This is a genomic window from Candidatus Planktophila lacus, assembly GCF_002288325.1.
Lineage (GTDB): Bacteria > Actinomycetota > Actinomycetes > Nanopelagicales > Nanopelagicaceae > Planktophila > Planktophila lacus.
The window spans coordinates 428102-452336 of the sequence record NZ_CP016780.1 but is presented as its reverse complement, the minus strand read 5'-3'; the positions used below and the strand labels follow the sequence as shown (position 1 = coordinate 452336).

Below are 24235 nucleotides of genomic sequence, written 5' to 3'. Positions count from 1 at the left end.
CCGAAAACTACTCTCCGTAAGCATCTGGCAGATGTCGGTTACCCTGAGTAACCTTCCAGCATGATCAGTTCCCAGATTCGAGAAGTTCTTGAGCTTCAAAGGCAATACACCTCAAAGAACACTCCGGCTATGCAAAGACGTGGAATCCTGATCCGCAAAGAGATTGCCTCTTCGCTGAGCGAAAACTTAGATCGCTTCAAATCCAAGTACGAAATAGCTATCGAAGATCTCTGGGTGCAAGGTAAAGATGGCGACGGAAATAAAGCAGAGATTCCTTGGGTGCGTCTAGCATCTAAAGAACTCAGTCCAAGTGCCACAAAAGGCTGGTACGTCGTTTTCTTGTTCTCAGCCACCGGATCTAACTGTTACCTAAGTCTTGGGCATGCCAGCACGACTTACGATGGTGATTCCATGGAGCGGAGATATCAAAAAGCTCTCGCACCTGAGGTTGCTGCCGCGCTAATGACGTGGGGCCGCGAAAAGTTAAATCTTGATCAGGTTAAGAATCCGAGACTTAAGTTCTCACGAAATCTAGAGGCAAAAGGAAATCTTGCTGAAGCTTATGATCGGACCAGTTTATGTGGATTTGAATATCGCAAAGAAAGCGTTCCCTCTGACGAACAGATTTTCACGGATATCGAGTTCTTGTTGGAGATGCTATCTAAGATTTATTTTTTGCAGGAAACGGATGCCACGATCCCCGGATCCGAAAGTCCTGAGCATAAAGAAGCTGTCGCAGCAATCGCACAAGCCGCTGGAAGAGATCTAACCGGACCTCGACGCCAAGGGCGCTCGCGTTTACCGCAAGCGCATAAGAAAGTCATTGAAGAGCACGCAGTTGAAGTAGCCATGAAGCATTTGGGAAAGAAGGGTTTCACGGACATTAAAGATGTCGGAAAAAATCGTTCCTATGACATCGCCGCAAAGTTGAATGACATCGATTTTTACATCGAGGTTAAGGGAACGATGTCGTTAGGTGAGAAAGTTGTACTCACCCGAAATGAAGTTCTTCTTCACCGCCAAGAGCATCCAAATAATGCGCTTATCGTCGTGAGCCAAATAGATCTAGATCGAAGCGAGCCACCATCGGCAAAAGGTGGAAAGGTTATTTTCATCTCACCTTGGAAGATTGAAGATTCAGACTTAGATGCCCTTGGATATGACTACAAGGTAATGAAAAATAGCTAGTTCCAAGGGAGAAATCTAGAATAATCAAAGAGAAATAAAACTTTACTTAACCTTCAGCGACTCCGCGGCATCTGCAAAACCTTCAGCCTCAAGCTTGGCGATGATGTCGGCTTTAACAGCCTTGACTACATTGTGAGTGCCGTTGCAGTTCTTCTCTGGATCGGTTGTATATCCGCATGTGCAAGCGCCCATTTTTACTCCTTGTTTGATTGGTCTTATTTAAATCTTACTGGGTAAGTGATTTTATTTCAGAGTAAGATCGAGATATGAATACACTCTTTGATCCATTTACTCTGCGCGGGGTTACATTTCAGAATCGCGTTTGGGTCTCTCCTATGTGCCAATACAGCGCAACCGATGGTTTTGTGGGTGCGTGGCATAGCGCGCACTTGGGAGCGTTTGCAACGGGTGCGCCGGGGTTGATCATGGTTGAGGCAACTGGTGTTGTTCCAGAAGGGCGAATCTCAATTGGTTGTCCAACGATTGAAGATGACGCGCATGCCCAGGCATTTGCACCGATGGTTGATTTTGCGCATTCGCAGGGTGTGAAGATGGGCATTCAGTTGGCACATGCTGGGCGCAAGGCATCGACGATGCGTCCGTGGGATACAACGCGGATGGCTGAGATTGGTGAAGGTGGATGGCAAGCGGTTTCATCAACGGATAAAGCATTTGAGGGATATCCGGCGCCGCGTGCTTTAACGGTTGCTGAGATTGCGCAGTTGGTAAATGAGTTCGCTGATGCGGCACGACGTGCTGTGGCAGTTGGCTTTGATGTAATTGAAATACATGCAGCGCATGGTTATTTGTTGCACCAGTTTTATTCACCGGTTTCAAATGATCGCACCGACGAATACGGTGGCAGCTTTGAGAATCGGATCCGTTTCTTGATGGAGGTAACCGCTGCGGTGCGCGCTGCGATTGGAGATCAGGTGGCGCTCTTTGTTCGTATCTCGGCAACTGATTGGGTTGATGAAGGTTGGAACTTAATTGATTCGATTGAATTGGCGGCGAAGTTAAAGGTGGCTGGCGTTGATCTGATCGATGTTTCATCAGGGGGCGCAGTTCATAACGCACCGATTAAGGCAACGCCAGGTTTTCAAGTTCCCTTTGCGGCTGCGATCCGTAAAGAGGCGGGAATTCCAACTGCGGCAGTTGGATTGATTACCGAGCCAGAGCAAGCGCAATACATTATTGAGACTGAAGAAGCAGATGCGGTTTTCTTGGCGCGTGCGATGTTGCGCAATCCACGTTGGGCGATGAACGCGGCAGAGGCGTTGGGTGTGAAGATTGACTGGTCGTTGCCGCTTGATCGCGGCCGAACTATTTAATTACTTTCCGTTCTTACATTTCTCTGAACAGTATTTAACGTTCTCCCAATCGCGCGCCCATTTCTTGCGCCATTCAAAGGGCAGACCGCAGGTTGCGCAGATCTTTGGCGGGAAGCCGTTCTTGGTCTTTGCGATCACATTAGAAGAATAGTTGTTACGCAGAGTAATTAAGAGAACTTCGTGGAGAAATCGGCTGTATCTTTTAACCACGTCGCAGGAGTGTGAGTTACAGGAAAAGCCCGTGGAGAAATCCGCGGGCTTTTACTTTGCAAAGCTTTAGTGAATTAGTTGCTAAAGCTCAGGTGTAATGACTGTGATGCCACCGAAAGGTTGGGAATCTAATTCAGCGAGTGCTTTGGCGCCTTCAACTAAGCCAACTTCACGTGTAATTAGTGATGCCGGGTTTAACTTGCCGCTGGCAACGAGCGCCAACATTTCTGGGTAATCCTTTGCGGCCATTCCGTGTGAACCAAGAAGATCTAACTCCCAAGCGATAACGCGGGCCATTGGGATATCAGTTAAACCGTTTGCTGTGAGTAAGAGTCCGAGTTGTAAGTGGCGACCACGACGAGCAAGTGAAAGTACGGATGCGCTGGCGGTTTGTTGGCTGCCTAGTGCATCGACTGCGACATCTGCTCCCCCGAGGTTTTGCATGAAGGCAACGGGATCGACTTTGCTGGAGTTAATTGTTTCGGCGCCAAGTGATTGTGCGATTTCAAGTGCGGCATCGTTGATGTCGACGGCGTAAACGTGTGCGCCTTGGGCTTTGGCGATCATGATTGCGCTTAGGCCAACGCCGCCGCATCCGTAGATAATAACTTTCTCATCTGCTTTAACGTGTGCACGTTTAATGAGGCCGCGATAGGAAGTTGCAAAGCGGCATCCGAGTGCTGCAGCGGTTGCAAAGGAAACGTTTTCGGGAATCGTTACTAAGTTGAAGTCAGCGTTATTTATTGCGACGTATTCGGCGAATGATCCGAAATCGGTAAAGCCGGGTTGTGTTTGGGTTGGACAGACTTGGGCATCACCGCGTGTGCAGTATTGGCATTTGCCGCAGCCGCAGACAAAGGGAACGGTTACGCGATCGCCGACTCTAAATTTGGTAACTGCGCTGCCGGTTTCGGAGATAACACCCGCGAGTTCGTGGCCCGGGACATGTGGCAAGACGATGTCAGAGTCGTGGCCCATCCAAGCGTGCCAATCGCTACGACATAAACCAGTTGCTTCAACTTTTATAACGACGCCATCGTTTGTTGCAGTTGGGACCGAGATATCTTTGATTTCAAGTGGTCCCTTGAATTGGGTGAAGTAAATAGCGTTCATGTACCTACTTTAATGGTCAAAACCTCTCCGGCGACTATTGCTGCCAATATTTTTGAAGAGACCGAGATATCTGAAACTTCGGATTTGTAGCTTTTAAAGATTTTCCAGCTCTTGGCCGCATCGGTTGAGCGAAAGATCTGATTCTTTGATGCGATGTAAATATCCTTGCCGATGCTCTCCACAGCGGCAACTTTAGATTTGAAGGTTAGCGGCGTTGAATTAGTGAAAGAGTTACTGGTTTTAAACAGCTTGCCGTTATCAATTGCTAAGGCACCACCGTGCGAGCCATATAAAACAGCAATGTCTGTGAATTTCATTTCACCAAGTCGCTTCCAATTTTTTCCCAGGTCCTTGGAATACATCAGAGAACCATCAGTGGCGTTACCGCCATATATCTGGGAGCCAGAAACTTCCAGGAAGTGGAAGTCAACTTTTCCCAGTAGTGACACTGACTTCCAAGTCTTACCTCCATCGCCAGAACTTAGTAGCCCCAGAGGGTTAGGTAACTTTGAAACTGCACTTGGGTGCCCGCTCGCGAATAGCGTTGTGCCTCTAGCATCCAAACCCATAATGTCGAAGGGATCTTTGCCGATTGGTTGCATCTTGTTTTGATCAACGAACTCAAATAAACCTTCGTGAGTTCCCATCAAGATTGTGTTATTAAATGCTTTGATCCCGTGGATATGTGAGACCGAATCAAAGGTGGCGGCACTCAATGGTGAGATTTGTGTAAGCGCTAACGCAAATACCGTTGCCATAACTTTTACTGGTCGCATTTACACTCTTCCCGCGTAAGGCATCATGCCTTCGACGCTGTAAATATTGGAATAACGAAGGCCGGTTTTAGTCGAACGCGCTTCCCACATCATGCCGTTGCCGGCATAAATGCTCATGTGATGAATGGTGCTCTGGGTTCCCTTGTATGAGTAAAAAATTAGATCTCCAGGTTGCATCTCTGCGATTGGAATCTGTTTTGTGTAGGTGTAATAAAGGCTTGAGTTTAGGCGATCCCAAATCGGCCAACCGAGACCAACAGATTTAAAGGCGGCATAAACCAGACCAGAACAATCGAAAGCGTTTGGTCCTTCACTACCCCATATATATGGCTTGCCAGCTAAAACTTGTTTCTTTGCAAATTCAACTACCTTTAAACGTTGTTCTTCCGTGGTTCTGATCCGGGAGACGCCAGTTGGGCCTCCACCTTTCCAGATTTTTGATTGGGTCTTTGTTTTGGTCGCTTCATTGGCACGGGTTTCTTCTAGGATTGCCAACTGGCGCTTCTGCTCCAGGGTAATACGAACTTTTTTCGCAGAGGCTAGATCTCGCTGTAATTTGTCCTGGACCGCTTGTAATTTATCTACTTCCTTCTGTTGCTCGGTACGAGCATCATCTGCTTCTTTCTTTGCCGCGGCAACACGGACGGTCACTGCAGCTTGATTTGCTTTGGCAACTTCTGCCTTTATCTTCGCCGCCTCTGCTATATCTTCAGCGACCTTAAATCGTCTTAGCGCAGTTTTATTTCCCTCACCTAAATTATCTAAAGTTGATAATCGATCTATTACATCCTGTGGTCCGTTAGAACTCAGAATTGATTCGAGGTCTGTTAAGCCACCGCCTGAAATATAGGCATTCATCGCCAACTTACCGATCTCGCGATGCGTACCGGCAACGGCGGCAACTGCTACTTCATAAGATGCCTGTGCCTGCTGTGATTGATTTACGGCGACAGCGAGATCGGCCCTGGCGCGCTTGTATTTTGCATCGGCGGCGTTAGCTAATTGAACGAGCGCCTTTAAGTTTCCACGCGCCTTGGCTAACTTCTTAAAGGCTTCATCGGCAATTTTCTTCTTAGCTAGTTCTGCTTTCTTTGCAGCTTCAATCTGCGCCAAGGTCGGCTTATGGTTAGTTGCCGAAATTGGAGCGGTGACAGTGCTTGAGAATGTGAATGCCGCAATTAAGGTAAGGAGTGCAAACCGCTTTGATAATTTCATAGCCGCCTTGCTCCAACAAATGGCTTTGATCCAAAGCGTTTAGTTAACTTCACAACTTCAACGCGCTTACCGGGACGCGGTGCCTGGACCATCTTTCCGCCGCCCATATAGAGCGAAACATGGCTAATTGGCTTACCAAAGAAGAGCAAATCACCTGGTTTGAGAGCGTTATATGAAATTGGTTTTCCATATTTGACTTGAATGCGCGATGAATGAGGCAGCGAAACTCCCGCTGTTTGATATGCTCGCATCGTTAAACCACTGCAATCCCAACGGGTTGGACCTGCCGCGGCCCAGACATAGATATCGCCAATCTGTTTTAGCGCATACTTGAGGGCGATTGAACCGCGCGAATTGTCACCGGCGTAACTTGCTGCGTATTTCTTGGAGTCGTTGAGGATTTTATCTTCGCGTTCAGCCTCTTCGCGTGCCAGGCGTTCTCTATCCTCTTTCTTTAACGACTTTAAGATTTTCTCTGCTTTTGCTAGTGCAGTCTTTGCGGATGCAACCTCTCTATTTAAACGCAACTTTTCCCTCTTCAAGAGTTCCGTTTTATCTGAGACTACATATCGCGACGCTTCTACCTTCTGTTTATTACGAGTAAATTCTTGTAACTCTTGGGAATAACCACGAGTGATGATCTCCAAAACAGAGGCATCTGACAGATACTGAGTTGGATCTGCTGAAAACATCAAATCAACAGTTTTACCAAAGCCATGGCCTTGAAAATTTGCAATTGCAATTCGTGCAAGAATTTCACTCGATGCGTTTAACTTCTTCTTGAGAACTGCCTCTTTGGCAACCAGCGCAGAGTTCTCTTTCTCAAGCTGCTTAATTCTAATATTTGCCTCATTGGCTGCTTCAAATTTTTCGGCAGCTAGTGTCCTAAGACGGTTCACATCGCGCTGGGCAGAAGCAACCGATGGCGCCGCTACCGCAGAAGGTGAAGCGATGAGAGAAGTTAGAAATAAGGCAAAGACGAGAATTATGCGCACCATGGGGAAATCGCCTTAAGCGGACGTGGCCAATAGCTTCTTCATCGATGAAATCTCAGCTTTTTGCACTCGGATTATTTCTTTTGCCAATTTTTTCGCTTCTGCGTTCTTAGTTGAATTTAAAAGTTCCACCATTTCCAGGGCTCCCTGGTGATGTTCGATCATTGCGCTCAAGAATGCTTTATCGAATTTAGATCCCTTTAAAGCGCTCAACTCCTTCATTTGTTTATCTGAGATCATGCCGTTCATATCCATGTGATGGCCCATAGTCGCTGGTGATTTAGTGGCGCGTAGCCAATACTTCATCTGGGCTATTTCTTTACCTTGAGCAGATGAGATAGCCGTTGCGAGAACTTTAATCTCTTTATTTGAACTATTTTTCAGAGCATATTTCGACATCTCTATAGCTTGTTGGTGATGGGGAATCATCATTTGAGCGAACATGATGTCATTGCTATTTAGATTGCTGAGCGTCTTACCGTGGGAGCTTGCGACTGCTGGGCTTGCGGGTGAAAATGAGACTAAAAACAAGAGTGCAACAATAATTTTCTTAAACATGAATATTCCTTTTCTCATTAGTTAAATAGATGACTAATTAACGAGATAGGTTTAGATTCGGATAACTCCTAATTGAGTAAGTGAAAGCGCGTATTTGATATTGGGTGGCCTTTGTAAAACGCTGCCTAAAAGGAATATCTGGCTCTTTACACGAAGAAGGACACCGCTGCTTTTCTTGAGAAGATATTTGCGACTTACCAGGAGAACTACGAAGAAGGCAGCTGTGCATACATTTGCAACGAGTGAATTGCCGCCAATTGCGTTGCCTCCGGATTGTTCGAGAACTTGATGATGACCGGCTGCGCTGGCATGAGTTGCCTGCTCTGAGTGACATGCATGCACGACAACAAACCCAGCAGAGAAGATCACCAGAAATAGCGCCATTGCCCCGCTGTACTTGGCCGCTAGCGATTTGAAGGCGAACATGAAGTAAACGGTACCAACCGAACCTTGAATATTCTCGTTAAAACAGGATTCTCAATCGATTCTCAGGCTGAGTTCGTAGCTCCAGACGTCGAAGTCATCTAGGTCTACCTTTTTGTAACCGCGGGCTTCGAGTGCAGAAACGGCGTGCGCGCGGTGTTCGATTGAGTGGTGCACTGCTTGGGTGATGATGGTGGAGCGTAACCAATGTGTGGTTTCGCCATCGCGAGTTATTGCAATTGTTTTATCTTCGAGATCAACAAGTTTCAAAAGGCGAGCATCATTTACTGCAAGAATTTTTGTGAGCTCGCGGAGTTCGGCCATGTTCTTTGGCTGCTCTAGTACGACGGGGGCTGTCTCTTCGAGGCGCGATGCGTAACTGCCGGATGATGATGCGATGTGGCGCAGGATTTCGCGGATCGGAAATTCTGGGTCTGTGGCATAGGCATCGAGTGCTTCATCGGGTAGCTCGGCGATTAACTTGTAGATCTCTTGGTTGGCCCAAGCCATATGTTCGAGTGCGCGCTGAAGTGAAATTGTCATGTGTGGACTCTACTTCTTCTTATAGCCAGATGGGCACTTCGGTGAAACGGCAGTGACCTTCTTTGAAGTCTTTCCTTTAACGCAGGTAATCGTTGATTTCTTAGGCGCTGCGATTGGTTTAGCTACAGGAGTCGGAGATGCCGATGGCGAAGGTGTTGGAGCGGGCTTTGCTTTCGCTCTTTCTATTGCTTCTTGTGCAAGTGCTGCAGCGACAAAATCCTCTGCCTGCTTCAAAATATCAAGATGGTCTTGAATCGGTGATGCATAACCAATTCCGCCTTTTCCATCGTAATAACCGGCTGCACCACATGCATAACCGTTCATACCATTTGGTGTGACAGATAGGTAGATTTCTTCGCCCTTGTAAGTTGTTGTAACAGATCCACCTGAATCGCCACCACAAGGGCTGATTTTCCCGCCACCCCAAGTAAGCAGGCTTCCCTTTACTTGCGGACGTTCATAACCGACGAGAGTTAGAAAGTCATCATATGGGCGCACTTGAACTTTTAACTTACGAGGTTCTTGAGATTGTGGAGGTTGGAATTTATCGGTACATGGAAGTTTTTCACCCTCATTGCAGCGATCTCTATATTCTCCATAGCCAGTTATTTCAACCACTGCTTTCTGCGCTTCCAATTCTTTTTGAATCTCTAAAGTGCCTAGCTTTGCCGGCTTGAAGTCACCGATATCTTCGCCAAGTACATAGATTGCAAAATCGCCCATAGCTCCACCTTCAAAACGCATGGTGGTAGAGAGATATCTTTTAATCACCGGCACTTTCTTCAGATCTTTACTAGTTTTCGAGTTTGGTAATCCCACAAAGGCAGGCATCGCAGAATGGTCAATTCGTTCGCCATTCTCTTTAACTGTTACCTCGCTGTGTCCAGCTGTGAAAATGATTCTTGATGAATACGCGTAACCGGACCAGGATGGGAAATCCTGATTTACATTTCTGAAGATCGGAACGATTCGCGGATTTGAATAGTCGATAACGCCGTTATATGAAGCGTTTGCGGGCTGGACAAAGGTTGATGCGCAAAGGGCTAAGGCCAAGGCGGCTGCGCGAAATTTCATAGCCAAAAGTATTGGGTCTTTGGATACTAAGTAAATAGTTACTCTGCGTAAGAAAATACTAATGGCCACGCTTTACTACGGCGTGGCCATTAGGTGTGCGTACCGCTGAGGGGAATCGAACCCCTACACTCCCATTAGTAAGATAGGTGCTCTATCCATTGAGCTACAGCGGTACGCAGGACGGAACCTAAGTCAGTAGAAGTTTGCTGACTTAGGTTTTTTACTTTGTTGTGGATAAATATGAACCACGTTTGTCAGTGGGGCTCGCTAGCTTTGAGGGTATGAAGCGATTACAGATCGGGATCTCCTTAGCGGGGTTCTCGTTCTTTGCAATTTTGTTGCTGCGATATGTGCGCGTTCCATTTATGGATCCGTCTGGAAGCGCCAGCAATATCGCGGCTTTCGTTGTGATGGGTTTGGTATTTCTCTTTTTCATTAAGCGATTTAATTTGCCAACGCTTGAATACTTTGGATTGCCTCGTATTTCACCTGGTTCAATCTTTGCCATGGCTCTCTCTGCTGCGATTTTGATTTCAGTTATCTCTAATGAAGATAACGTGATGAAACCGTGGAAAGTTGCGGTGCCCGGGATTATCTTCTTGCTCTCTATAGGTTTCGGTGAAGAAATCGTTGCTCGTGGCTTTATATATGGCGTGTTAAAGAGGCGAAGCCATAAGGCGGCGATATTTGTTTCATCGCTCTTCTTCGGGTTGATGCATTTAAATCTCTACACGGGCAGCGATTGGGATCCATGGTTGGCCTATTGGCATGTGATGAGCGCCTTCTGTTTTGGTTTCTTGATGTGCGCGATCATGATTGCAACGCGCAGTATTTGGGTGGCGGTCTTGGTGCATGCGCTCATGGATTGGAGCGTTGTCTTTGATAAGACTCCCCCAAAGTTGGCTGATAACCCGCCGACTTCGTATCCATTCTGGGAAGGGCTGACATCGCCATTTTCAGATTTCTTAATGGCTCTCTTTCCCGCTCTCTTGATTCTCTACTTTTCAAAGCCACGCAAGATCTGGGTTCCGCGGTGGTTGAAAGGCTTTGCTATCCGTCTAGCAATTAAATGGAAGTTAGTTGACGAAAGTTCGGACAAACCGGCGCTAGTTGGGCAGAATTAGGCCATGGGATTTATCGCTAATTGGAAAGCTAAGCGCGCATATAAAAGCGCGATGGAAGTTTACGATGCCGAGTTAACTGATTGGCAGAGCGATATTGAAATCTTTCAGAAGGCGCGCGATGCATTTCTATTGGCGGCTAAAGGTGAAGATGTTGTTGTTAATCAGACGATTCAAAAGGCTGGCGAAATAGTTCTCTGGACTGCGCAAGGTCAATTCCACGAAGCAGGTCGAGGCGCCGGAAGTTTTCAAGGCTCTAGCCAAGGGCTAAGCATTCCGGTGGTTGCCGGTATTCGTTATCGCGTTGGTGCAACGCGCGGTACATATGTTTCCGGTGATCCAATTCAGAAATATGCTGAAGTCGGCGATGTGCTTTTAACAACCCAGCGCGTTTTGTTTAACGGAATGTTTAATACCAAAGAGTGGGCTTTTTCAAAGTGGAACGGTGCTGCCGCATCCGCCGATGAGACTGATTACATCTTTCATGTCAGCAATCGTCAGAAGACTTCGGGGGTTTTATTCGGCGCCCGTGATGGCCGAGAATTTAACCGTTTCTTATCCTGCGCCCTGATCGCCGCCGAGTACGGCATCGATCGGGTCATCAAAGAGATAGATAAGAATATGAAGGAGCTTGAGGAAGATAAGCCGGCGATCCCGCCGCTTACGATGCAGGCGCCGAAGGAACTGGAATAGCCCTGCATAAATCGCGGGGGTAATTGACGGCAGATATATAGGCCTAAGTAGGCTGTATCGGTCAGTTGCGAATGGGGTTTTACGTGAAGTCAGTCCGTAAATATGGAGCAGCTCTAGTTGCTGCGCTTTTGTTGGGTTCGTTGGTTCAGGCCAATACGGCTAACGCCGGAATGAAGTTCGCTCCAGATATTCCTCTACTCGGACTGCTAATCGAAGATGGGTTGGAGTTTGGTCGCTCACCAAATGTTGTCTTCGGTAAAGGCAACTTGGATTCGCAGGAAACTTGGCTTCGTTGCGATGATCTCGAGGACAAGATTTGCACTGATGCGGCTGGAATTATCGGATATGTAAATCTCACTGTTTGTACCGATGCATCAAGCGTTGCATGTATCGCTGATGTTTGGGCGGTTGACTCGGCCGGAAAAAAGATTCCTGGAAAATTAGTTAAATCTGTTCCACTGGATTACGGGAAATTTACATTTAAAGAAAATGTTGCGATCAATTTGCCGGATGGAACAGGGCAAGGTGCGCTGTGGCAAATACCTGGCGTCATCAATAGCGCAGGTAAAGATACATACTTTGTATCATCTCAATTTATGCTTGCTCAACCAGAGAAGAAAGCTGGTGAGCCAATTAGTGCACGAAAGATTTTCCTTAGCGAGCTAAAGACTGGAATATCGCCTGTCGAAGAAATTCCTGGGCAATATAGATTGATTCAGCCGCGTGATAACGGCACCGCTCGTGCTTCTTGGGTTAACTGGGGCGATACTGGAAATTGGTATTTGCCAGACGGTTCGCGTTGTGTCGGAACTGATGTAAATGTCTGTGAAGCCGTTCGTGAATTTCCAGCGGGCTATCGCTTTGGTGTTTCGCTGCGCATGGGAACAAAGTTATCTGGTTGGTACCACGGACGTTTGGCACTGCCTGATGTAACGATTAAGAATTGGAAAACTGGACAGGAAATTTCAGTCGAAGCCGAACCAGTACGTGTTCCAACGTTGAACTTCTCTGTTCCTAATGCAGAGATTCCACAGAAAGTTCGAGACATTGTTTTTACTGATAGATACTTCGGAAAGAGCGGGGATGGAATAAGAGAAGCACGCATCAACGACGGTTCCTCTTCAGCTGTAATGGTTGATTTAGCTGCGGCCTTTGCCCCCGCATATAAAGATAAGGCAACATCGACAAACACAACTTGGGCCTTTAAAGCAATGAATTACGGCCAGAATTCCAGTGATGTTCAGAAATGTTCAGATAACACAGGAAACGTTGCAGGTCTTGTAACAACCAATGCCCTTACTTATCTACCTGGTCCTCCGACATTTGATAAAGAATCGCAATCGCTCACCTATAAAGTTGCTTCACCGCATTATGAAGCAAATGGCTCTCTCGCCTCCGGAAGTTACGACTTGTCGATGCGTAGCGATATTGCGCGCTGTCTCTATGGTTTCTCAAGCGCTCCGATCAAGGCAGAGATTTCAATTACCTCCGATGAAGGTGAGAAGAAAGTTGCCACCACTATCGTTAACGAGAAGAACGGATGGCTCTATCTCTCTGCTAAGGGATTTACATTCTCTGCGCCAACTATCAACGTAAAGCTTTCTCAGGAGAAGGTTGTGGCGCCGGTCGCCTCTAAGAAGATCACAATCTCTTGCGTAAAGGGAAAGACCACTAAGAAGGTAACGGCAGTTAGTCCTAAGTGCCCGGCGGGATATAAAAAGAAGTAACCCCTAGACTTGCGCCAATTCTTTCTAGGGAGCGCAAGTGGCAACTTTCTTTAGCGGCGGCACTATCTGGTGTGGCATCGGATGTGTTGCCGACTCTGTGCGCATCGATGGCGAGAAGATCGTTGAGATAAATGGCGCTGCTCAACCCGGAGATAACGTTGTTGATCTAAAAGGTGAGTTTATGGCACCGGCATTTATGGATGGCCATGCACATCCGTTATTTGGTGGACGCGAAGCGCAAGGGCCGCTAGTAAATGGTCTACAGACTGTTGCTGAAATCGTTGCCGAAGTTAAAAGATTTGCAGAGGCTAATCCGAATACCCCGTGGATTGTGGGCGGTGCTTATGAAGCTGCTTCAGTTAGCGGTGGAGATTTCTTAGCAAGTTGGTTAGATGAAGTTGTTAGTGATCGCCCCGTTGTTTTGCAGGCTGTTGATCACCATACGATTTGGGTAAATAGCAAAGCGATTGAGATTGCCGGAATAACCGCTGCAACTGTTGATCCTGATGGTGGCACCATTGCGCGTAACCCCGATGGATCAGCGCGCGGCACACTGCGCGAGCCATCTGCGATGGATTTGATTATGAAACACGCGCCAGAGCGCACACTAGAAGATGATGTAGCAGCAATAGCTTGGTCTTCGCAGCGTTACTTAGAAAGTGGTGTCACCGCATCAGTTGATGCGTGGGTTACACCGGGTATGGCAGAGGCTTATATAGCGGCCGATAAATCAGGTGCGTTACAGATCAATATGGATTTATACATGTTGGCGCAGCCAGATTCATGGCGAGATAACGTCGAATACTTTGGGCAGATTCGCGAACAAGTAAATGCACTTGGACCTAAGTCGAAGTTGGCATGTAAGACGATAAAGATTATTGGCGATGGTGCTTTATCTGCCGGAACCGCGGCGCTGCTTGAGCCATATCTAGATAATCCAACATCGAAGGGTTTATTGATCTGGAGCGATGACGAAATCTTGGATGCCGCTGTGTTATTTGATTCGCAGGGTTATCAACTACATATCCATGCCATTGGAGATGCGGCAGCTCGACAGGCGCTCGATACGATTGAAAAGATGGTGGCGGTAAATCCCAAGTGGGATCGCCGTCCCGTCATTACACATGCGCAGTTAATTGATGAAGCAGATCTGCCACGTTTTGCATCCCTTGGGGTGATTGCAAACTTCCAACCGTTGTGGACTTACTTAGATCCGATGAATAAAGAACTTATTGCACCGCGTATTGGTGATGAACGAAACAATCGTCAATATCAATTGAAGTCGATGGTTAAAAGCGGTGCGCGAATGAGTTACGGCAGCGATTGGCCAGTTACCTCTTACATTCCTTTATTGGCGCTAGCGGTTCCAACGCATCGCCAATCACCAGATAAATGGCCGGCTGAAGGTTGGAGTGCGCACGAGGCGATAACGGTTGAAGAGAGTTTGTCTTTCTACACCGCAGGCGTTGCCTACCAAGGCTTTAATGAAAAGCGCTTTGGCGAGATCGCCGTCGGAATGCAGGCAGATTTGATGATTCTGGAGCAGAACCCGCTGGCGATTGCACCGCATGATGTGGCCAGTATCAAGATTCGGACCGTTTATAAATCTGGGGTTGCCGTCATAGGATGAGGCTATGACTACAACTGTTGGACACTGGATTGATAATAAAGAGGTACCAAGCACATCAGGACGCACCGCTCCTGTCTATGACCCTGCTTTAGGTGTTGAGACAAAGCGCGTTGCGCTGGCAAATGCGGCAGAGATCAACGCTGCTATCGCATCTGCGAAGAAAGCATTTCCTGGTTGGTCGAAGACTTCACTAGCAGCGCGTCAACAGATCGTCTTTAAATTCCGCGAACTTCTAAATGCTAAAAAGGGCGAGCTCGCCGAGATCATCACGAGCGAGCACGGAAAAGTTTTATCTGATGCTCTCGGTGAAATTACCCGTGGCCAAGAAGTAGTCGAGTTTGCAGTTGGAATGCCACAACTTATTAAGGGTTACTACTCCGAAAACGTTTCAACCGGTGTGGATGTTTACTCAACTCGTCAGGCACTTGGCGTTGTTGGAATTATCTCTCCATTTAACTTCCCAGCGATGGTTCCGATGTGGTTCTACCCAATCGCAATCGCTGCCGGAAACACAGTTGTATTGAAGCCATCTGAGAAAGATCCAACTGCATCAATCTGGATCGCCAAGCTTTGGAAAGAGGCGGGTCTGCCTGATGGCGTATTTAACGTTTTGAATGGCGATAAAGAATCTGTAGATGGTTTGTTGCACTCCCCTGATGTTGAATCAATTTCATTCGTTGGTTCAACTCCAATTGCGCGTTATATCTACGAAGAATGTGCCAAGGCTGGAAAGCGCGTGCAATCACTTGGTGGCGCCAAGAACCATATGTTGGTCTTGCCAGATGCTGACCTCGAACTAGTTGCAGATTCAGCGATCAACGCAGGCTTCGGTTCAGCTGGAGAACGTTGCATGGCGATCTCAGTTGTCGTTGCAGTTGAGCCAGTTGCAGATGCCTTGATCGAGAAGATCGTTTCTCGTATGGACAAGTTGCGCACCGGTGATGGTCGCCGCGGATGCGATATGGGTCCACTTGTTACTAAAGAACACCGTGACAAGGTTGCTGGCTACATTGATATTGCAATTAAAGATGGTGCAAAGGTTGTTGTTGATGGTCGCGGCGTAAAGGCCGATGGCGAGGCTGCTGGTTTCTGGCTTGGGCCAACCCTGATCGACCAGGTACCAACTACTTCAAGTGTTTATAAGGATGAAATCTTCGGACCAGTCCTTTCTGTTGTTCGCGTAAAGACATACGACGAAGGCGTTGCGCTAATTAATAGCGGTGCATTCGGCAACGGAACTGCGATCTTTACAAATGATGGTGGCGCAGCGCGTCGCTTCCAGAACGAGATTCAAGTTGGCATGGTCGGAATTAACGTTCCAATCCCTGTACCAGTTGCTTACTACTCATTCGGTGGTTGGAAGCAATCGTTATTTGGTGACACCAAAGCGCACGGTGAAGAAGGCGTGCACTTCTTTACTCGCGGCAAAGCGATCACTAGCCGCTGGTTAGATCCAAGCCATGGTGGAATCAACCTCGGCTTTCCCCAGAATTAATTAGTAAACACGTCAAGGGAGCTACAAATGGCAACTCGCAAGATGAGCGTCGGTCAAGCAATCGTCGAATTCTTGGCACATCAATACACAGTTGATGGCACACATCGCGAGCGAACTATTCAGGGCGTCTTTGGAATCTTTGGACACGGCAACGTGGCAGGTATCGGACAAGCGCTAAAGCAGTTATCAACGACTGATCCAGATTTAATGCCGTACCACCAAGCGCGTAATGAACAAGCAATGGTTCACGAATCATCGGCATATGCACGTATGACTCGTCGTCGTTCTACCTTTGCTTGTGCATCATCAGTTGGGCCAGGAGCAACAAATATGCTCACAGGTGCCGCAGTTGCAACAACAAATCGTTTACCAGTGTTGCTCTTTCCTGCAGATACCTTTGCAAACCGGGTCTCTGATCCAGTTCTGCAGCAGTTAGAACAACCATATGACTTAACGATGTCGGTCAATGATGCATTTAAACCGCTATCTAAATTCTTCGATCGCATCAATCGCCCAGAACAAATCTTTAGTTCGCTGCTTGGCGCAATGCGTGTGTTGACCGATCCTGCTGAAACAGGTGCAGTAACTATCTGTCTTCCTGAAGATGTGCAGGCCGAAACGATTGAAGTTCCCGAAGAATTCTTAGCAGATCGCGAATGGCATATCCGCCGTCCACGCCCAGATGCTGGTGTCAGTGCAGTTGCTGCAAAGGCGATCCGCAGCGCAAAGCGTCCATTTATCGTTGCCGGTGGCGGAGTTATCTACTCTGATGCACATGCAGCGCTAACCAAGTTTGTTGAATCAACTGGCATTCCAGTTGGTGTATCACAAGCCGGAATGGGTTCGCTTAACTGGGATCACCCACAGATGTGCGGCTCTGTTGGTGCAACAGGTACAACTACTTCAAACCGTTTAGCAAAGGATGCTGATCTAGTAATTGGTATCGGCACTCGATATAGCGATTTCACAACCGCATCTCGCACCGTCTTCCAAAACCCAGATGTTAAATTTATCAATATCAACGTAACCGCCTTCGATGCCTTTAAGCATGGCAGCGCAATTCCGGTTGTTGCCGATGCGCGCGAGGCGTTAACTGAACTTTTACAAGAGCTAAATGGATATGCGGTAGATGCGGCATATGCCAAGAAGATTGCTGAAGAGAAGACAACCTGGAATGCCATTGTTGATGCATCTTTCGTTGATCAAAAGTTAGCAAAGCCAAGCCAGAGCGAGATCATTGGTGCGGTGCAGGCAGCAACAGATCCCCGCGATGTTCTGGTTGGCGCAGCAGGTTCACTTCCTGGTGATCTCCATAAGTTATGGCGGGTACGTGATCCACTTGGTTATCACATGGAATATGCCTTCTCATGTATGGGATATGAAATCGCAGCAGGTTTAGGTGTTGCTCGCGCTGATTCATCACGTACACCAGTTGTGATGATGGGCGATGGCTCTTACTTAATGATGCATACCGAACTCGTTACCGCGGTTGCAGAAGGCCTGAAATTTATTGTTGTTCTAGTGCAGAACCATGGCTTTGCATCTATCGGCCATCTCTCTGAAGATATTGGTTCGCAGCGCTTTGGTACCAAGTACCGCTTCCGCGATAAGAAAGCCAACAACCATGAGACCGGCGACGTCTTGCCAGTTGATCTTGCAACCAATGCCGAGAGCCTCGGAATGAATGTAATTCGCATCGCTGAAACTCCTAACGCCATTGCAGATCTATCTGCAGCGATGAAGCTGGCTAAAGCGCACCCAACTGCAACGCTGATCCATATCAATAGCGATCCACTGCTTTATGCACCGGGTGGAGAAGCGTGGTGGGAAGTTCCTATTCCTGCGGTATCTACTTTGGAAAGTACGCAGAAGGCATACGCGCATTATTCAGAGGCGCGCAAGGCGCAGAAGAGATACTTCGGTAAGGGCGCGAGCGAACGCGACTAGGTTTTCTTTTATTTGGATTTTTGGTCTGGTTAAACGTAACTGACTTCGCGAAAAGTGCGTTTGATCGAAAGCGTTAACTTGTCGTTCTTCGGGTCGGCAACTCTAAAGAAGCACAAAATCTTCTTGCCGTACTTCTTCTCTTCGGCACCTGGATCTGGAAAGAAATATCCGTAAGTTAAAGTCGGTGGCAACTCTTTCTGTCCAGTAAGCGTTGCAATCGCGGCATTGTCGCAAGCGATTCCTGCCTCTTTCTTTGCCGCATCAGAATTTAAATCTTTCGCCTTTATCTTGCCGATGTAAAAGACTTCGTAATGATGTGGTGCCGTGCAACCGGTTGGATAAAGAGTTTTGTAATTTGTATCGGTCCAGCGGCTTGATTTAGTTGGCGCTTTATTGGCGCTATAGCAACCAGTCTTTAGCTCTAGGTAGAAAGAGCCTTTAGATAAAGCCTCAGCGGTGGGCGAACCCGAGAATAAGAGCGCTAGCACTGCGAATGCTGCCAATCTCTTTGATCTCATGCGTAAATCATAGGACCTAAACCTCAAGTTGAAGGTTTAAGTTAATCAAAACGTAATAAAGATTAACGTGCAGAAAACGGCGAGTGAATAGCACATTTCTTGGGCTCGGTTACTCTTACCTCACAAACGTTTTGTAGGTCGATTGCCCTAATCGACCGCGTCTATATAAGGAGCTCCACTTGATTAAGAGAATTTCAGCCATTACAGCTGCACTCGCTCTTGCAACAGTTGGCTTCATTGTTCCAGCAAATGCTGCAACAACAGAAGCAGATTGCGGTAAGGCTGGCGAATTTTGCGTTGGTCTCGTAACTGACCTTGGAAAGATTGACGACAAGTCATTCAACCAAGCAGCATGGGAAGGCGCTGTAGCAGGCGCTAAGAAAGCCGGCGGTTTCGCTAAGTACATCGAAACTACAGATTCAAAAGATTATGCAAAGAACATCAAACTTTTCGCTGACAAGGGTTACAACGCAATCGTAACTGTCGGCTTCTTGATGGGTGATGCTTCAGCAGCTGCTGCAAAGCTTTATCCAAAGATCAAGTTCATCGGTGTTGATCAGTTCAACGCATCAACAGAAACTAACTACACAGGTTTGATCTTCGACGAAGATAAGGCTGGCTTCTTGGCCGGTTACCTCGCTGGATACCTAACAAAGACCAATAAGGTCGGCGCAGTATTCGGTATGAAGGAAGTACTTCCTGTTCGCAAGTTCGGTGAAGGATACGAAGGCGGAATTGCATACGCAGCAAAGCAGCGCAGCAAGAAGATCAAGTCAACTGTTGTTTACCACGCAGCTGGCGATAACGCTTTCTCAGATCCAGCATGGGGCGCAACAACTGCTAACCAGCTACTTACACAGGGATACGACGTTATCTTCGGTGCAGGTGGATCAACTGGTAACGGTGCTATCGGCAAGGTAGCCCAAAAGGCTGGCGCGCTCTGCATCGGTGTTGACATCGATCAGTACTACACAGTTCCTGAAGCAAAGTCATGTCTCGTAACTTCTGCAGAGAAGAAGCTAGTACTTGGAGTTGCAACACTTGTTGGTCAGGCTAAGGCCGGAACAATCAAGGGCGGAAACTACACAGGTCAAGTTGGTCTCGCACCACACCACGACTTGGATTCAAAAGTTCCTGCAGCAGTCAAGGTACGTTTGAAGAAGACAACAACTGGCGTTCTTGCTGGTTCAATCCCAACTGGCTTCAAGGGTTAATTAATAATCTGAGAGTTAGTTGAAAGAGCGGGTGTGCATTTGCACACCCGCTCTTTCATTTCTCCAGCCATCTTTAGAAGTTTCCTTCCTCTTTCTTTATTACAAAAAACCAATAAGATAGCCAATTATGAGCGAGACGAAATCCATAAAAACCGATCTGGAAAAGACAGATAAAAAGTTTGATGTTGGCTCTTGGTTAATTCCAATAATTGCAGTTTTTATTGCGCTCTTTATTGGCGGAATATTAATAAAGTTGCAAGGACTCGATCCAGTTGTTGCTTACAAGTCACTCTTTAAAACCGCCTTTGGCTCCATTGAAGGAATTGGAGCAACTCTCGGCAAATCAACTCCTCTTGTCTTAAGCGGACTCGCAGTTGCAGTTGGTTTACGCGCTGGCTTATTTAATATCGGCGCTCAAGGACAACTTCTCTCTGGTTCACTTGCTGCGGCTTGGGCCGGCGTTACCTTTGATGGTCTTCCTGGCTACATTCACATTCCAGTTGCGTTGATAATCGGCGCATTCTTCGGATCAATTGTTGCTGCAATTTCAGGGCTGTTAAAGGCCTACCGCGGTGTCCATGAAGTTATCACAACGATCATGCTTAACAGTATTGTGATGGCAATTGCCGATTATTTGGCATCAGGAAAATTGCGCGAACCAGGTCAATTCTTAACGCGAACTTCAGAGATCGCCGAAAGTGCAAGGCTTCCGATCATTGGAAACTTGCCTTCAGGATTCTTTATCGCAGTAATCCTTGGCGTCTTTATCTGGTGGGTTCTAGGTCGCACAACCAGCGGTTTCCGAATCGAAACCGTTGGTCGCAACCGCCATGCCGCTTGGTATTCAGGTATCTCGGTAAAGCGCACAGTTGTATCAGCGATGGTCGTATCTGGTGCAATAGCTGGATTAGGTGGAGCGATCGAAACTTTGGGTATCACCTACCGCTACGCACCAGCATTTAACTTAGGTTTGGGATTTGATGGAATCACAATTGCACTGCTGGGCCGCGTTCATCCGATTGGAATTATTCCGGGCGCAATCTTGATTGGTGGCATGCGGGCAGGTGCTGCCAATATGCAATTTGATGCCGGTGTTGCCCCAGAAATTGTTGATCTCTTGATGGCGCTGATTCTGCTCTTTGTCACAGCGCCTTTAATTACCCGTTTCTTTAAAAACAGCTCAAATAAATCTATGACTAGCGGATGGGGTAACTAATTATGAAACACCTCACCAAGCGCAATATTTATATCTTGCTCGCAGTTGCAGCAACAGCTTTCTTCTACTCTCGTGACGCAGATATAACAACTTCCGTTTACGCAACAGGTACTGCTTTCGCACTCCCCCTTGCACTCGCAGCGATGGTCGGAATCATGTGCGAACGTACCGGTATCGTAAATATTGGTATTGAGGGAACGATGCTTATCTCAGCATTCGTCGCCTTCTTTGTTTCTTATCTAACCCAGAACATCGTGATCGGACTCATCGCCGCTCTCATGGTTGGTGCGCTGATGGGCTTTATCTTGGCGTTGATGGCAGTTTCTTGGCGCATGGATCAGATTATCGCCGGAACTATTATCAATATTTTGGCGACTGGACTGACTTCATTTCTCTACGTTCAGGGAAAGACAATTCCTTCGGTCTTCCAATCATTTGAAATTCCACTTCTCTCCAAGATTCCATTCTTTGGACAAGTTCTCTTTATCCACGGCGCACTTACCTTCATAGGTCTTGCGGTAATTCTGATTCTCTATGTCGGGATTTATCACACGCCTTGGGGCTTGCGCTCTCGTGCAGTTGGCGAACACCCATCTAGCGCTGACACTGCAGGTGTTTCAGTAGCTCGCCTGCGCTATATAAATGTCACGATCGCAGGTGCGATCGGTGCACTTGCTGGCGCATACCTGGCACTCGAACTAGTTGGTTCATTTGAACGCGGCTTTATCGCAGGTAAGGGCTTTACCGCACTCGCTTTGATGATCTTCGGTCGCTGGAATCCACTCGGTGCACTTGCGGCAGCGCTCTTCTTCGGGCTGACTCAGGCTTACGCCAGCCAGTTGATGATCGATCAGGTTGTAAATATTCCTTCACAATTTACCGCGGCACTTCCATATGTTTTAACGATCGTTGTCTTAACAATTTCTGCCGGCAAGGTGCGACCACCTGCCGCAGAAGGTCAACCATATGAGAAGGGACAGTAACCATGAGCGCTCTTCTTGAAGTAACTGGCGTAACCAAGCGCTATCCCGGAGTTGTTGCAAATGACAATGTTTCGCTAACTGTTAACGCTGGCGAAGTTGTTGCACTGCTTGGCGAAAATGGTGCTGGTAAATCAACGTTGCTAAAAGCAGTATTCGGTTTGATTAAGCCAGATTCTGGCGAGATCAAGATCGGTGGCACTCCAATCGTCTTCGGCGATACCGCAGGAGTTATCTCACGTGGCGTCGGTATGGTTCACCAGCACTTCCAGTTGGTACCGGTTATGACCGTTGCTGAAAACTTGATCTTGGGAGATGAACCAAAGCGCGGATTATTTATCAATCAGAAGGCAGCACGCGCAGAAATCATCGCGCTATCAAAGCGTTATGGCCTTGAAGTAGATCCTGATGCCGTAATCGAAGATCTGCCAGTTGGTATGCAGCAGCGCGTGGAAATTCTTAAGGCGCTGCGTAAAGATGTAAAGCTTTTGATTCTCGACGAGCCAACTGCTGTTCTAACTCCACAAGAGATTGATGAACTATTAGGTGTTATTCGTAACCTCGCTAAATCAGCTGTTGGCGTGGTCTTGATTACCCACAAACTCCACGAAGTTATGGCTGTAGCCGATCGCGTAGTCGTCTTACGCGGTGGAAAGCTAGTCGGAACAACAACTCCTAAGGAGACCGACGAAGCAGGCTTGGCGCAGATGATGGTGGGGCGCTCTGTTGTTCTGCAGGTCAATCGCACTGAGGCTAAGCGCGGCGCAGTTGTTCTAGAAGTTAAAGGGCTACAAGTTCGCGATGATCGCAAGATCTTGTCAGTTAAGGGAGTAGATCTCGTACTTCATAAAGGCGAGATTCTTGGTGTTGCAGGCGTGGAAGGAAATGGTCAGCGCGAATTAGTCGAAGCAATTTGCGGTATGCGCCATCGCGAGGCAGGCGAAGTTCTAATCAGCGGCGTTGCTTCTAGAGATATGGCCCCACATTCAGTACACGAAGCCGGTATTTCACATGTACCTGAAGATCGTGAAAAGCATGGTCTAGTCGCTAATTACTCGATCGCCGATAACTTGGTGTTAAACCAATTCGATCAAGCGCCTTTTGCTAAAGGTTGGATTCGAAACCTTGGCGAAGTTGCTAAGAATGCCGAACAACTTGTTGAGAAGTTCGATATCCGCACACCTTCAGCCTTTAATCAAGCGAGTTCACTCTCTGGTGGAAATAAGCAGAAAGTTGTTGTTGCTCGCGAACTAAGCCAAGAACTTCCAGTGTTGGTTGCCGCTCAACCAACTCGCGGTGTGGATGTTGGTTCAATCGAATTTATCCATAACCAGTTAATTTCAGCGCGCGATAACGGCGCTGGCGTACTTTTGGTATCTGCCGAACTCGATGAAATTCTCTCCCTCTCAGACCGCATCGCGGTTATGTCGGGTGGAAAGATCGTTGCGATCGTTGACTCCAAAGATGCAGATCGCAACTACATCGGCCGTCTCATGGCCGGTCTAAAGGAGTAATAAATTGAAGATCGCAATCATCGCTGGCACAGGTTTCTACAACCTTCCAGCGCTCGAAGGCCAATCCCCTACAACTGTCGATACCACTTACGGCCAGGCAGTTATCACGACTGGAAAATGGCATGGCGCAGAAGTTGCTTTCTTAACTCGCCATGGCGTTAACCACACCGTGCCACCTAGCCAAGTTAACTATCGCGCAAATATTCAAGCGCTAAAGAACTGGGGCGCAGAGCTCGTTATCGGCGTAAACGTTGTTGGCGGCGTCGATAAGAAGTTAAAGCCGGGTGCATTGCAGTTAGTTGATGATTTCATCGACTTCACTCATGGTCGCGCAGATACCTTCTTTGATGGTGTCCAAGAAGGCGGCGTTCAACATATTGATATGACCTATATCTATGACAAGAAGATTCAAAAGGCGCTTGCAAAATCTGCGAAGAAAGCAGATATCAAATTGCACGAAGGTGGAATCTACGCCGTCTATAACGGTCCCCGTTTTGAATCACCGGCCGAAATCCGCATGTGCGCCATGTTGGGTGTAACCGTGGTTGGAATGACTGGTGTACCTGAAGCTACGTTGGCACGTGAAGCAGGGCTTCGTTACGCCGCAATCGCAGCTGTTGCCAACCCGGCAGCAGGCCTTTCTAAGGAAGAGATTAGCCATGAAGGCGTCGGTGAAGTCATCAAGGGTTGTGCCGGAAATGTAATCACGATCATTGATGGTGCGATAAAAATCCTGGCTTCGTAGTTGAAAATA

24 protein-coding genes and 1 tRNA gene are annotated in these 24235 nt (G+C 47.5%); 13 read left to right on the top strand and 12 right to left on the bottom strand.

Annotated elements, in window-relative coordinates:
* Positions 1 to 60: 60 nt before the first annotated feature.
* Positions 61 to 1188: an MrcB family domain-containing protein gene (locus A1sIIB106_RS02275; RefSeq protein WP_095670895.1), complete on the top strand. Its 1128-nt coding sequence runs from the start codon at positions 61 to 63 to the stop codon at positions 1186 to 1188.
* Positions 1189 to 1230: 42 nt separating this feature from the next.
* Here the strand turns inward: A1sIIB106_RS02275 and A1sIIB106_RS07140 are convergent, their stop codons facing one another.
* Positions 1231 to 1380 (bottom strand): hypothetical protein, encoded by a 150-nt coding sequence (locus A1sIIB106_RS07140; protein ID WP_190276910.1) that lies wholly within the window; start codon positions 1378 to 1380, stop codon positions 1231 to 1233.
* Positions 1381 to 1454: 74 nt separating this feature from the next.
* Between A1sIIB106_RS07140 and A1sIIB106_RS02270 the strand changes: the two genes are divergently transcribed.
* The gene (locus A1sIIB106_RS02270; protein ID WP_095677239.1) at positions 1455 to 2519 is read left to right on the top strand and encodes an NADH:flavin oxidoreductase/NADH oxidase; all 1065 of its coding nucleotides are present in this window, start codon (positions 1455 to 1457) and stop codon (positions 2517 to 2519) included.
* On the opposite strand, the gene A1sIIB106_RS02265 is transcribed toward A1sIIB106_RS02270, so the two are convergent.
* The 10 genes from A1sIIB106_RS02265 to A1sIIB106_RS02220 form a co-directional block, all read right to left on the bottom strand.
* Positions 2520 to 2657, bottom strand: a complete 138-nt coding sequence (locus A1sIIB106_RS02265; protein WP_190277198.1) for a DUF2256 domain-containing protein — start codon at positions 2655 to 2657, stop codon at positions 2520 to 2522. It abuts the gene before it with no gap.
* Between the two features lie 153 nt (positions 2658 to 2810).
* Entirely contained in the window at positions 2811 to 3842 is a 1032-nt protein-coding gene (locus A1sIIB106_RS02260) for a zinc-dependent alcohol dehydrogenase family protein (RefSeq protein WP_095677238.1), read from the bottom strand.
* Positions 3839 to 4618 (bottom strand): WD40/YVTN/BNR-like repeat-containing protein, encoded by a 780-nt coding sequence (locus tag A1sIIB106_RS02255; protein WP_095677237.1) that lies wholly within the window; start codon positions 4616 to 4618, stop codon positions 3839 to 3841. The genes A1sIIB106_RS02260 and A1sIIB106_RS02255 overlap by 4 nt, the downstream gene beginning before the upstream one ends.
* The gene (locus tag A1sIIB106_RS02250; RefSeq protein WP_095677236.1) at positions 4619 to 5833 is read right to left on the bottom strand and encodes a C40 family peptidase; all 1215 of its coding nucleotides are present in this window, start codon (positions 5831 to 5833) and stop codon (positions 4619 to 4621) included.
* Positions 5830 to 6831 carry a C40 family peptidase gene (locus A1sIIB106_RS02245; protein ID WP_095677235.1) on the bottom strand — a complete coding sequence of 334 codons (1002 nt, stop codon included), beginning with the start codon at positions 6829 to 6831 and terminating at the stop codon, positions 5830 to 5832. The genes A1sIIB106_RS02250 and A1sIIB106_RS02245 overlap by 4 nt, the downstream gene beginning before the upstream one ends.
* 12 nt (positions 6832 to 6843) lie before the next feature.
* The gene (locus tag A1sIIB106_RS02240; protein ID WP_095677234.1) at positions 6844 to 7386 is read right to left on the bottom strand and encodes a DUF305 domain-containing protein; all 543 of its coding nucleotides are present in this window, start codon (positions 7384 to 7386) and stop codon (positions 6844 to 6846) included.
* A 51-nt stretch (positions 7387 to 7437) separates the two neighbouring features.
* A complete protein-coding gene (locus A1sIIB106_RS02235; protein WP_095677233.1) occupies positions 7438 to 7812 on the bottom strand; it encodes a hypothetical protein in 375 nt (124 codons plus the stop codon).
* 51 nt (positions 7813 to 7863) lie between these two features.
* The gene (locus tag A1sIIB106_RS02230) at positions 7864 to 8352 is read right to left on the bottom strand and encodes a DinB family protein (RefSeq protein WP_095677232.1); all 489 of its coding nucleotides are present in this window, start codon (positions 8350 to 8352) and stop codon (positions 7864 to 7866) included.
* Positions 8353 to 8361: 9 nt separating this feature from the next.
* On the bottom strand, positions 8362 to 9426 hold the full coding sequence (locus A1sIIB106_RS02225; RefSeq protein WP_095677231.1) for a hypothetical protein: 1065 nt from the start codon (positions 9424 to 9426) through the stop codon (positions 8362 to 8364).
* A gap of 100 nt (positions 9427 to 9526) precedes the next feature.
* A tRNA-Val gene (locus tag A1sIIB106_RS02220) sits at positions 9527 to 9599 on the bottom strand.
* A gap of 108 nt (positions 9600 to 9707) precedes the next feature.
* Here A1sIIB106_RS02220 and A1sIIB106_RS02215 point away from each other — a divergent pair.
* The 6 genes from A1sIIB106_RS02215 to iolD all read left to right on the top strand — a co-directional run bounded on the left by A1sIIB106_RS02215 (position 9708) and on the right by iolD (position 18039).
* Positions 9708 to 10550: a CPBP family intramembrane glutamic endopeptidase gene (locus A1sIIB106_RS02215; protein WP_095677230.1), complete on the top strand. Its 843-nt coding sequence runs from the start codon at positions 9708 to 9710 to the stop codon at positions 10548 to 10550.
* Positions 10551 to 10553: 3 nt separating this feature from the next.
* A complete protein-coding gene (locus A1sIIB106_RS02210) occupies positions 10554 to 11240 on the top strand; it encodes a hypothetical protein (RefSeq protein ID WP_095677229.1) in 687 nt (228 codons plus the stop codon).
* 83 nt (positions 11241 to 11323) lie between these two features.
* Positions 11324 to 12967, top strand: a complete 1644-nt coding sequence (locus A1sIIB106_RS02205) for a hypothetical protein (RefSeq protein WP_095677228.1) — start codon at positions 11324 to 11326, stop codon at positions 12965 to 12967.
* A gap of 37 nt (positions 12968 to 13004) precedes the next feature.
* Positions 13005 to 14597: an amidohydrolase gene (locus A1sIIB106_RS02200; RefSeq protein WP_223299508.1), complete on the top strand. Its 1593-nt coding sequence runs from the start codon at positions 13005 to 13007 to the stop codon at positions 14595 to 14597.
* Between the two features lie 4 nt (positions 14598 to 14601).
* The gene (locus tag A1sIIB106_RS02195; protein ID WP_095677227.1) at positions 14602 to 16092 is read left to right on the top strand and encodes a CoA-acylating methylmalonate-semialdehyde dehydrogenase; all 1491 of its coding nucleotides are present in this window, start codon (positions 14602 to 14604) and stop codon (positions 16090 to 16092) included.
* A 27-nt stretch (positions 16093 to 16119) separates the two neighbouring features.
* Positions 16120 to 18039 (top strand): 3D-(3,5/4)-trihydroxycyclohexane-1,2-dione acylhydrolase (decyclizing), encoded by a 1920-nt coding sequence (iolD, locus tag A1sIIB106_RS02190; protein ID WP_223299507.1) that lies wholly within the window; start codon positions 16120 to 16122, stop codon positions 18037 to 18039.
* A gap of 29 nt (positions 18040 to 18068) precedes the next feature.
* On the opposite strand, the gene A1sIIB106_RS02185 is transcribed toward iolD, so the two are convergent.
* The gene (locus A1sIIB106_RS02185) at positions 18069 to 18557 is read right to left on the bottom strand and encodes a hypothetical protein (RefSeq protein ID WP_095677226.1); all 489 of its coding nucleotides are present in this window, start codon (positions 18555 to 18557) and stop codon (positions 18069 to 18071) included.
* A 179-nt stretch (positions 18558 to 18736) separates the two neighbouring features.
* Between A1sIIB106_RS02185 and A1sIIB106_RS02180 the strand changes: the two genes are divergently transcribed.
* The 5 genes from A1sIIB106_RS02180 (at position 18737) to A1sIIB106_RS02160 (ending at position 24226) form a co-directional block, all read left to right on the top strand.
* Positions 18737 to 19771, top strand: a complete 1035-nt coding sequence (locus A1sIIB106_RS02180; RefSeq protein WP_095677225.1) for a BMP family ABC transporter substrate-binding protein — start codon at positions 18737 to 18739, stop codon at positions 19769 to 19771.
* A 127-nt stretch (positions 19772 to 19898) separates the two neighbouring features.
* Positions 19899 to 20987: an ABC transporter permease gene (locus A1sIIB106_RS02175; protein WP_095677224.1), complete on the top strand. Its 1089-nt coding sequence runs from the start codon at positions 19899 to 19901 to the stop codon at positions 20985 to 20987.
* Between the two features lie 2 nt (positions 20988 to 20989).
* Complete coding sequence (locus A1sIIB106_RS02170) at positions 20990 to 21970, top strand: ABC transporter permease (protein ID WP_095677223.1); 981 nt, start codon at positions 20990 to 20992, stop codon at positions 21968 to 21970.
* A 2-nt stretch (positions 21971 to 21972) separates the two neighbouring features.
* Positions 21973 to 23481, top strand: coding sequence for an ABC transporter ATP-binding protein (locus tag A1sIIB106_RS02165; RefSeq protein WP_095677222.1), 1509 nt, complete (start codon positions 21973 to 21975; stop codon positions 23479 to 23481).
* 4 nt (positions 23482 to 23485) lie between these two features.
* The gene (locus tag A1sIIB106_RS02160; RefSeq protein WP_095677221.1) at positions 23486 to 24226 is read left to right on the top strand and encodes an S-methyl-5'-thioinosine phosphorylase; all 741 of its coding nucleotides are present in this window, start codon (positions 23486 to 23488) and stop codon (positions 24224 to 24226) included.
* Positions 24227 to 24235 lie beyond the last annotated feature (9 nt).

Excerpts from the sequence above, each read along its gene's own strand:
- A1sIIB106_RS02225 (WP_095677231.1), bottom strand. The coding sequence starts at position 9,426 with ATGAAATTTCGCGCAGCCGCCTTGGCCTTAGCCCTTTGCGCATCAACC.
- A1sIIB106_RS02170 (WP_095677223.1), top strand. The coding sequence starts at position 20,990 with ATGAAACACCTCACCAAGCGCAATATTTATATCTTGCTCGCAGTTGCA.
- A1sIIB106_RS02175 (WP_095677224.1), top strand. The coding sequence starts at position 19,899 with ATGAGCGAGACGAAATCCATAAAAACCGATCTGGAAAAGACAGATAAA.
- A1sIIB106_RS02210 (WP_095677229.1), top strand. The coding sequence starts at position 10,554 with ATGGGATTTATCGCTAATTGGAAAGCTAAGCGCGCATATAAAAGCGCG.
- A1sIIB106_RS02240 (WP_095677234.1), bottom strand. The coding sequence starts at position 7,386 with ATGTTTAAGAAAATTATTGTTGCACTCTTGTTTTTAGTCTCATTTTCA.
- A1sIIB106_RS02195 (WP_095677227.1), top strand. The coding sequence starts at position 14,602 with ATGACTACAACTGTTGGACACTGGATTGATAATAAAGAGGTACCAAGC.
- A1sIIB106_RS07140 (WP_190276910.1), bottom strand. The coding sequence starts at position 1,380 with ATGGGCGCTTGCACATGCGGATATACAACCGATCCAGAGAAGAACTGC.
- A1sIIB106_RS02245 (WP_095677235.1), bottom strand. The coding sequence starts at position 6,831 with ATGGTGCGCATAATTCTCGTCTTTGCCTTATTTCTAACTTCTCTCATC.
- iolD (WP_223299507.1), top strand. The coding sequence starts at position 16,120 with ATGGCAACTCGCAAGATGAGCGTCGGTCAAGCAATCGTCGAATTCTTG.
- A1sIIB106_RS02275 (WP_095670895.1), top strand. The coding sequence starts at position 61 with ATGATCAGTTCCCAGATTCGAGAAGTTCTTGAGCTTCAAAGGCAATAC.
- A1sIIB106_RS02165 (WP_095677222.1), top strand. The coding sequence starts at position 21,973 with ATGAGCGCTCTTCTTGAAGTAACTGGCGTAACCAAGCGCTATCCCGGA.
- A1sIIB106_RS02230 (WP_095677232.1), bottom strand. The coding sequence starts at position 8,352 with ATGACAATTTCACTTCAGCGCGCACTCGAACATATGGCTTGGGCCAAC.
- A1sIIB106_RS02260 (WP_095677238.1), bottom strand. The coding sequence starts at position 3,842 with ATGAACGCTATTTACTTCACCCAATTCAAGGGACCACTTGAAATCAAA.
- A1sIIB106_RS02185 (WP_095677226.1), bottom strand. The coding sequence starts at position 18,557 with ATGAGATCAAAGAGATTGGCAGCATTCGCAGTGCTAGCGCTCTTATTC.
- A1sIIB106_RS02270 (WP_095677239.1), top strand. The coding sequence starts at position 1,455 with ATGAATACACTCTTTGATCCATTTACTCTGCGCGGGGTTACATTTCAG.
- A1sIIB106_RS02250 (WP_095677236.1), bottom strand. The coding sequence starts at position 5,833 with ATGAAATTATCAAAGCGGTTTGCACTCCTTACCTTAATTGCGGCATTC.
- A1sIIB106_RS02255 (WP_095677237.1), bottom strand. The coding sequence starts at position 4,618 with ATGCGACCAGTAAAAGTTATGGCAACGGTATTTGCGTTAGCGCTTACA.
- A1sIIB106_RS02235 (WP_095677233.1), bottom strand. The coding sequence starts at position 7,812 with ATGTTCGCCTTCAAATCGCTAGCGGCCAAGTACAGCGGGGCAATGGCG.
- A1sIIB106_RS02215 (WP_095677230.1), top strand. The coding sequence starts at position 9,708 with ATGAAGCGATTACAGATCGGGATCTCCTTAGCGGGGTTCTCGTTCTTT.